Here is an 8,009-nt window from a genome sequence, read left to right as displayed (position 1 = left end):
TCATAGGTGTTTTCAATGCGACCGTCAGGCGTAACGGTGATATCCTGCCAGGCTTGGGGATAGGCGGGATCGGAAACGACAACCTGTCCACCCTGTGGAAAACCCAGTGATACACTCAATCGGCACTCTTCTTCCGGGTAGAGGTAGATGTTGGGTTTGTAGGCCATCATGGCCATTTCTAATGTAAATATCACAGAGTAGTCTTTGACTTGAATGTGTTCGCCTGACAGGGGATGCGGTTGGACATCCGTCATTGAAAAATAGGCGACTGTATCGAGCATGGTCCCCATAGCTGGCATTAGATGTCCCATGAGCGAATCGCTATACAGACAGAAACTTACCTTGTTATTATAAAACTTTACCGTAAAGCAGACCTTTGCCGTGCCTGAAATCTTTTGATCATTCGCATCATAAACCCGCGTATCCACCGGAATACTATCCAGCCGGACCCACACATCCTCACTTTCATAGAGGGTTTCACCGATCCGGATCACTACCGTGTCTCCTAAGGTGAAATCATCATAATCGGGAGACGTGGGATCGTCATCGCAGGACACAAAACAAAATACGATGAACCATAAAATCACAAGCCATCGAGTCATGATATATTTCCTGACATGTATCATTTTTTATACTCTTGTTCTTATTGATTGTAAGGCAGATTTGATTAAAAATCAAGAGGTTGTGTGTACTTCTTTTCCATTCACTCATAATCAGCATTCATTATTAGAATAAACCTGTCTGAAAGACAATCACAGATAATATCCCAGAATCATTTTACCTGTTATCTGTTTACGCCATTCACCGGCCTGCATGGTACTTGTGACGATTGTACAATCTATATCAAAATGATCAAAACGCAAGTTAATTCCCCCCAAAAGATACTGACCATAAAGTCTATAATCAGCTTCTTGAGCTTCTTCATGAGGATAAGGCGTTGATAAGAAACCCAGGGACCAAGTGATTCGCTCTCCAACACAACCGGATATTCCAAAACTTATATCATAGGAATCGGATAAAAAATACAGATCTTCATTATTAGAACGATATACTTTTGCAACTTCTGTTAATAATGAGATATTATGATTCAGATAGCAGGTAAGCCCTAAAATCATCTTATCGGGGATTTTTTCACGGATTTTTCCAATCAATCTTTCGTCAATAATAAAATCGTCGTGAAAGAAGGAATTCTTTTCATAGCAGAACCCGATCTGAAATCTTCCAACTCTGTCATACAGAATTCCTGTACTCCAGCCAATGTTATCTGTCCTGTTTTCTATTTCCTGATAAACTGTTTCATCATTTAAACACATCTTATTGTTATAATACAAGGTATTGTATTTACCTTGCAATCCGATGCTTATTGTGTTTTTATGAGAGGCAAAAGGTTTGATGGCATACGAAAGATTTCCGGCATAGGAAAAGATCCGGACATTTTTTATCAAACGCATAAACTCGCCAGACCCTTCCGGATGATCTATTGTGCTGATTTCCATCTTTCCATAATCAAGTTGCGAGTTAAAACGTTGACTAAAACCCAAACCGAACCGGAAACGTTGAATTGGGAGTATGAATCCTGCTGATTGAGGATATGCATTATGAATTCTTCCATGTTCAATATCGGCAAACCAGTTTGGCGTTTTGTACGCGTCCCACTGGTATGATAATCCCGCGGATAATGATTCGAACGCATATAATGCTGCCGGATTCATACTATTCATATTTGCCGGATGATTGATTCCTGAACTCTGAAAGCCTTTGCTGCTGATCGATTCCAGGACAAAGCCCTGGGGTATGTTTAAACAGAAAACTGCAGTCGGAATTCTCTCGAGGTTTTGGGCAGACAAGGATTCCGTGATAAACAAAAGAATTAATAGCAATACAGAATTTCTCATATTATGACATCTCTGTATTTATTATCTCTACACACAAAATAATTTATAAATTTATCTCTTTTTAACAAAGATAATATCTATAAAACCCTGCTTTCACTCTTCCCCCCCTTCCGATTCCTGCCGATTGTTTGATGCCATTATCAACAAAGTAATTTTCAATTACTACAAATTAAGTAAATTTTTTCTTGACATAAATTATCGAACTCCCTATTATTTACTAAAGATGTAGTAATTGGAGATATCATGCCAAATTCCCAAACCATGACACCCCTTGAGTGGGAAATTATGAAGTTGTTCTGGAAACACGGGAAAACAAGTATCCGGAAAATTGCCGATAAACTTCCTGAATCCTATCAAAGGGCTTACACAACAATTCAGACATATGTTGAACGATTGGTCGATAAGGGGCTTCTTAAAAAAGAGAAAAAAGGGAAAATCAACCTGTATGAACCGGCAATCAGAGAACAGACTGCCCTTCATCATGAAACGGAAAGCTTTGTGAAACGGGCTTTTAACGGATCGTTCAGCAGATTATCCGGATATCTGATTAAATCCGGAAAATTGTCTGAAGATGAAATTGAAGAGTTACAATTATTAATCGATCATTACAGGGAGAAAAAGTCATGATAAATATCCACTGGATCTCCATTCCGGCCCTTATCATCCAGACAGGTGTTTTATGTCTGGTTCTGTGGCTTCTGTCTTCATGGAAAAATATATCCCCCAGACTTATGTATATCCTGTGGTATCTGATCATTCTCCGTCATGTTTTCCCGTTCACACTGCATATTCAAAACGACAGACTACCGAATATTCCATTCACCCTTGCACCCATATTTACTGATATGACAGTTCAACCGGCTATCAGTTCCTCCTTCAGCTTTGCAACGCTTTTTCAATATTTTTGGATTATCGGCTTTATGATTTTGTTCAGTTCGATGATTCTGAATGAATATTTATTCCACAAACAATTGAAAACCATTCCTGCTCCGGACCAATTGCTTTTAAAACTTCCCTCCTTTTCCCGCAGGACAAAAATACAGATTAGTTCATATACCGATTCACCCCTGTCCTATGGAATAATCAATCCCGTGATTATCCTTCCCCGGTCAGCTCTGGATCTTCCGGTATCTGAAATACAATCGATCATTGCCCATGAATATGAACATATCCGCAGACATGATGCATTTCATACCATTGTCCAACATGTTCTGTGCGTTCTTTGGTTTTTCAACCCATTCATCTGGATAGCAAAACGCTATTGTGAGTATTACCGTGAAATCCTTTGTGATATTCATTCACTGAACCGGACCGATATGACTCCGCCGGATTATTCCGGTTTATTGCTGAGAATAATTGGCAACAGCAGGAGCACGCGGGTTTTAAACGGGATGGCACTTACACGGATTGACGGTAATATATACAATCTGAAAAAAAGGATTGTATACCTGAATACAACCTATAAAAAAGGAGTGACTATGATGTTTAAAATGAAACATAAGATCTTATTGACTTTATTCGTGATTGCCATAATCCTGACAGCCTGCACTTTTGGAACTGACAACAAATCAGATGCAGAAAATAATGTTGTAAGAATTGAACATGTCCCTGATGAAGAGGTTCAATTTATTCCCTATGATACACCACCCTCACCCATTGGAGGGACAGATGCCATCTTAAAAAACATAATCTATCCTGAAAAAGCAAAATCCGCAGGACTTGAGGGGACAGTGATCATTCAGGCTTTTGTCAGTGAAAAGGGTGAAGTGACAAAATGTAAAATTATGAAAAGTATCCCGAACACCGGATTGGATGAAGCAGCGATCGACGCAGTGAAAAAAACAAAATTCACACCCGCAAAACAGAATAATAAGGATATTGGTGTCTGGATCGCTTTGCCTGTTGTCTTTCGTTTGAATTAAAGAATACAAGCTTCTGAGTTGGATCTGATTCCAATTTCACCGTAAAGTATTCCATCTCGCTCCCAGGTATAGTATGTTAGAAAAAGGTCCGGACCTTCTATGTGTCAGTTCATCCCATCCATTATATCCTCCAGATAATCCGGTTCCAGTCCGAAATAATCCATACAGATATCATAAGCAGATGAGATGTCTTCGTGAAGCAGTCTTTCCGCGAAGTCGTTCATGGCTTCGGTGATAAGGTCTTCTGCTTCTTCATGGGTCATGTAATCCCGCTCCATGAGAACGGTTTTGATGTCTTTACGCATGATGAGCCTCCAGGTTTAATAGGTGATATAGCCGCGGTCTGATAAGCTAATATACTGATCCCCTGCGATGATGATGTGATCCAAAAGGGCCACTTCCATGAGCTTCAAAAGATCCTTAAGTGCGCGGGTGAGTTCGATGTCCTCCCGGGACGGTTCCGGGTTGCCGCTGGGATGGTTGTGACTGACAATGATGGCAGCTGCATTCAGATCCAGGGTCCTTCTCAACAGCTCCCGGGCATAGATGTGGGCTTTGCTGATGGTTCCTTCGGAAATCACTTCCGTTTTAATCACCTTGTTGCAGCCGGACAGATACATTACCACAAAGCGTTCCCTTTCATTCTTTTCAAAGAAAGACGCCAGGTGGTACTGTGCCTGAAGCGGGCTGGTGATCTGTTGTCCCGGCCTGATGTAGAACCGGGCTTTGTATTCCTGAATGAGCATATCATCCGGAACGGTGCTGAGTTGTGTCATAATGACCTCCAGTTTTTATGGGTTAAAGGTATCCCTATACCGCAGCGGGCGGTGGGGAATGATTTAGAACTAAATGTTTAATTATAGGTACTTAATAGATTATTTAAATGTCAGCTTATGCTTGGAGTCAATCTGCTGTTTTTGAGGATATTTCCATGTAAAATATGCCATAACACCCCTCTTTTTGACTTCTCCATCCCGGATCCGTCCGTCTATATCTGGCTTTTGGGCACATTTTAGTAGGACGTATGTAGGACAGTTTTTAGCGAAACAGGTCGTATTCCATCGTATTTCATCGAAATCGGGTATAAATCAGGGATGTGAAAAGAAAGATCCAGATACACGAAAGCCCCTGATTATCAGGGGCTTAGCGTGATTGTTCTGTAGCGGAGGGAGGACTCGAACCTCCGACCTTTGGGTTATGAGCCCAACGAGCTACCAACTGCTCCACTCCGCGATATCTGCTATCTCAAAAAGCTTTTAAATTTAATGGGATTTTTGGTTTTTCGCAAGCAGTATCTTGTAAAATCCCGGTATTTTACCGCTTATCCAATCCCTCCGGATCTGCAAAATATTTTGCTATGGCAGACGCCAGTCTCCCTCCCTGAGACCCGTCCACAATCCGGTGATCAAAGGTCCCGGCAACCGGTAATATTTTGCGAATCACAATCTCACCATCCCGAACGACCGGCTTGTCCTCATATTTCCCCATGATGATTACAATGGGAATATTAGATGCGGGAAAAAGAGCCGCAAATCCAAACTGAAGTCCGTGGGTCCCGATATTGGTGATCATGGCACTACCGAAACTGTTGGGCTCTATCTTCAAAAATTTCAATGGAATCCCCATATCCCGCGTAATCCATCGGATGATTCGGAATAGCCAGTTCCGGAAAGGCCAGGGAATTTTGGCAAGCAGATACTTGTTGGCTGTGGCTTTATTCCCCCCCTGCGTGCGGGTCCTTTCCACCTTTTTCGACATTTCTTCCGAAATTTCCGTTACGGTCTTGTCCCCGGCTCGATAAATTAAAAATCCGTCCATCTCCTTGGTCTCTTTCATGAATACGGAAATAAAAACCATTTCATCAGGCCTGGGAATAACCTTCCCCCGTCGGATATAGCAGTTCAGATCAGGCACATCATACTTTAAAGCCCGTCCCAACGCGGCAGCAAACATCTGGGTCAGCGTAATCCGCACCCCCTCTGCCTTCCGTTTCTGAATATAGGCCAATGTATCCGTTATGTCTATTTCATAGGTCCCGTAGGTCCGGCCGTCAACCGGTGCCTTGTACATGGCCGATGCCGTGATCCGCCAGGGTGAATTTAAATCTTTCATGTGATTCATGAAACCCTCCTCAGTTTTTCCCCTGCAAGCCGTGAAATTTAAAATCTTATGACTGGGATTGATACTTCTTTTTCACTCCCTTTAATGATAAAATCATATAACCTTTTGCGCACACCCCTCCTTTTTTCTAAATTGCCCAACACAATTAAGAACAGGAGGGAAAAATGAATCCATGGGATGTTTCAATTAATTTTAAGGATTTTATCCTGGACTTCTCATTTCTTAGTCTATTCCTACTCATGGGGACCGCTTTACGCCGCTATGTCCCCTTTTTCCAGAAATATCTGATACCCAATAATATCTTGGCAGGTTTTCTGGGACTCATTCTCGGTCCGCAGATTCTGGGATATATCTTTAAGGATTTTTCCTTTGCAGACTATTCCTATATTCCCATGAACAGCGACCGGCTGGGTGTTTATGTCTACCATATTCTGGCACTCACCTTTATTGCAATGGGACTCCGGAAAGAAAAAACCTCCTGGGGTAAAGGTCCGTTGAGTACAAGTATCACAGGACTGTTTTGCTTTCTCGGGCAGGCAACCATCGGACTCCTTATCGCTTTTACCATTATTCTGACCATCAAGCCCGATCTCTTTCCCGGAATCGGTCTGCTTGTCCCCATGGGATTTGGTATGGGACCCGGACTGGCATACTCCATGGGACGGAGCTGGGAACGGTTTGGATTTGAGGGCGGCGGTCAGGTTGGACTCACCTTTGCCGCCATTGGTTATCTTTTTGCCTTTTTCGGAGGAATCTGGCTGATTCAATGGGGTATCAAACATAAAAAAACCAAACTGATCAACTCTGTAGACGATATTACCAGTGATATCCGTATGGGTGTATACAAAACGGGAGAACAACCCAGTGCAGGAAAACTCCCCCTGGCTTCGGAAGCTATCGAGTCTATGGCTTTTCAAATTGCCTTGATCGGCTTTGTATACCTTTTAACCTACTATACAGTCTATCTGCTGACCGGCTGGATGGAACGAAGCGGACTGGAAGGATTCGTGGCTACGGTGTGGAGTTTTCACTTCATCTTTGCCATTATCATTACCCTTCTTGTCCGAAAAGTGATGGACTGGCAAAAACGGAGTTATGTCATTGATACCGGACTGATGAACCGTCTGGCCGGGGCATCTATCGACTATCTGGTGGTGAGCTCCATCGCTGCTATCTCTGTCACAATCGTTGCTAAATACTGGATGTCCATCCTCACCATGTCCATTTTTGCCGGTGTGTATACAGCTCTTATTATTTACTGGGCTGTCTACAGAGCATTTGACGACTATCCCTTTGAACGTTTTATCGGGATTTTCGGGGAAAAAACCGGGACCGTTAATTCCGGACTGGTTCTCATTCGGGTAACCGATCCCGATTTCAAAACCAATGCGGCGGAAGATTTGATCTATGGCGGAGCTATCACGATTTTTCTGGGGCTCCCCCTTCTTGTGGTTATGAATTTCCCCATGACTATGTTCAATAATTCTTTAATGGGATATGTAATCACTTTGGGAATCTTCATCGCATACTGGCTCTTCCTTCTCATCCTCTGGCGTGCTATCGGATTCCTGAAATTCAAAAAAGTTCTGGATTAAAACTGGACTAAAAGATGATTTTTGTTAAAAGCCCGGCAGTATCCGGGCTTTTTTGTATCATTTGAATTTTTCCATAATTTCTGTACATTACAAGAAATATATAATTTAATATAGGAAAGACATTGCACAAGATATTAACATTCGTATTTCTCTCAGCCTCTCTCCTCTCAGCGGCCATCCCTGAAGGATATTATGCCGGCACGGAAGGTAAAACCGGTGAAGAACTGAAACACACACTTCATACGATCATTCGGGGACACACGCGCATTTCGTACAGTGCAGTTTATACGGCACTTCAGGATACTGATGAAGACCCTCTGAACCCACAGAATGTCATCCTCCTCTATACCGGTCGTTCCCAACATGAAGATTACCAGGATCACGGATCCACATACAATTATGAACAGTTTGGAGGAACCTATAACGACGCATGGAACCGTGAGCATGTGTGGCCTAAATCCCATGGTTTTCCCAAC

At 42.5% G+C, this 8,009-nt stretch carries 9 protein-coding genes and 1 tRNA gene; 4 read left to right on the top strand and 6 right to left on the bottom strand.

Annotation, left to right across the window (positions count from 1 at the left end):
• On the bottom strand, positions 1–602 hold a 602-nt coding region (locus J7K63_01150), incomplete at its 3' end, for a hypothetical protein (GenBank protein MCD6233632.1).
• 150 nt (positions 603–752) lie between these two features.
• Positions 753–1,895 carry a hypothetical protein gene (locus J7K63_01145; GenBank protein MCD6233631.1) on the bottom strand — a complete coding sequence of 381 codons (1,143 nt, stop codon included), beginning with the start codon at positions 1,893–1,895 and terminating at the stop codon, positions 753–755.
• A 243-nt stretch (positions 1,896–2,138) separates the two neighbouring features.
• Between J7K63_01145 and J7K63_01140 the strand changes: the two genes are divergently transcribed.
• Positions 2,139–2,522: a BlaI/MecI/CopY family transcriptional regulator gene (locus J7K63_01140; GenBank protein ID MCD6233630.1), complete on the top strand. Its 384-nt coding sequence runs from the start codon at positions 2,139–2,141 to the stop codon at positions 2,520–2,522.
• Complete coding sequence (locus tag J7K63_01135) at positions 2,519–3,817, top strand: M56 family metallopeptidase (protein ID MCD6233629.1); 1,299 nt, start codon at positions 2,519–2,521, stop codon at positions 3,815–3,817. Before J7K63_01140 ends, J7K63_01135 begins: the two co-directional genes overlap by 4 nt.
• Positions 3,818–3,921: 104 nt before the next feature.
• Here the strand turns inward: J7K63_01135 and J7K63_01130 are convergent, their stop codons facing one another.
• The 4 genes from J7K63_01130 to J7K63_01115 all read right to left on the bottom strand — a co-directional run bounded on the left by J7K63_01130 (position 3,922) and on the right by J7K63_01115 (position 5,938).
• Positions 3,922–4,122 (bottom strand): hypothetical protein, encoded by a 201-nt coding sequence (locus tag J7K63_01130; GenBank protein ID MCD6233628.1) that lies wholly within the window; start codon positions 4,120–4,122, stop codon positions 3,922–3,924.
• A 15-nt stretch (positions 4,123–4,137) separates the two neighbouring features.
• Positions 4,138–4,593, bottom strand: a complete 456-nt coding sequence (locus J7K63_01125) for a hypothetical protein (protein MCD6233627.1) — start codon at positions 4,591–4,593, stop codon at positions 4,138–4,140.
• Positions 4,594–4,977: 384 nt separating this feature from the next.
• Positions 4,978–5,050 (bottom strand) — tRNA-Met (locus J7K63_01120).
• Positions 5,051–5,131: 81 nt separating this feature from the next.
• A complete protein-coding gene (locus J7K63_01115; protein ID MCD6233626.1) occupies positions 5,132–5,938 on the bottom strand; it encodes a 2-oxo acid dehydrogenase subunit E2 in 807 nt (268 codons plus the stop codon).
• 164 nt (positions 5,939–6,102) lie between these two features.
• Here J7K63_01115 and J7K63_01110 point away from each other — a divergent pair, with 164 nt between their 5' ends.
• Complete coding sequence (locus J7K63_01110) at positions 6,103–7,533, top strand: hypothetical protein (protein ID MCD6233625.1); 1,431 nt, start codon at positions 6,103–6,105, stop codon at positions 7,531–7,533.
• A 110-nt stretch (positions 7,534–7,643) separates the two neighbouring features.
• Positions 7,644–8,009 (top strand): endonuclease (locus tag J7K63_01105; GenBank protein MCD6233624.1); only part of this gene is annotated, 366 nt, incomplete at its 3' end.

The organism is Candidatus Neomarinimicrobiota bacterium (assembly GCA_021157965.1).
Lineage (GTDB): Bacteria > Fidelibacterota > Fidelibacteria > Fidelibacterales > Fidelibacteraceae > Fidelibacter.
Note: the sequence above shows the minus strand (reverse complement) of the source record. Positions and strands in the feature narration are given on the sequence as shown.

What these genes read in the sequence shown, in the direction of transcription:
- J7K63_01145 (MCD6233631.1), bottom strand. Translation starts at nt 1,895, where the DNA reads ATGAGAAATTCTGTATTGCTATTAATTCTTTTGTTTATCACGGAATCC.
- J7K63_01140 (MCD6233630.1), top strand. Translation starts at nt 2,139, where the DNA reads ATGCCAAATTCCCAAACCATGACACCCCTTGAGTGGGAAATTATGAAG.
- J7K63_01135 (MCD6233629.1), top strand. Translation starts at nt 2,519, where the DNA reads ATGATAAATATCCACTGGATCTCCATTCCGGCCCTTATCATCCAGACA.
- J7K63_01130 (MCD6233628.1), bottom strand. Translation starts at nt 4,122, where the DNA reads ATGCGTAAAGACATCAAAACCGTTCTCATGGAGCGGGATTACATGACC.
- J7K63_01125 (MCD6233627.1), bottom strand. Translation starts at nt 4,593, where the DNA reads ATGACACAACTCAGCACCGTTCCGGATGATATGCTCATTCAGGAATAC.
- J7K63_01115 (MCD6233626.1), bottom strand. Translation starts at nt 5,938, where the DNA reads ATGAATCACATGAAAGATTTAAATTCACCCTGGCGGATCACGGCATCG.
- J7K63_01110 (MCD6233625.1), top strand. Translation starts at nt 6,103, where the DNA reads ATGAATCCATGGGATGTTTCAATTAATTTTAAGGATTTTATCCTGGAC.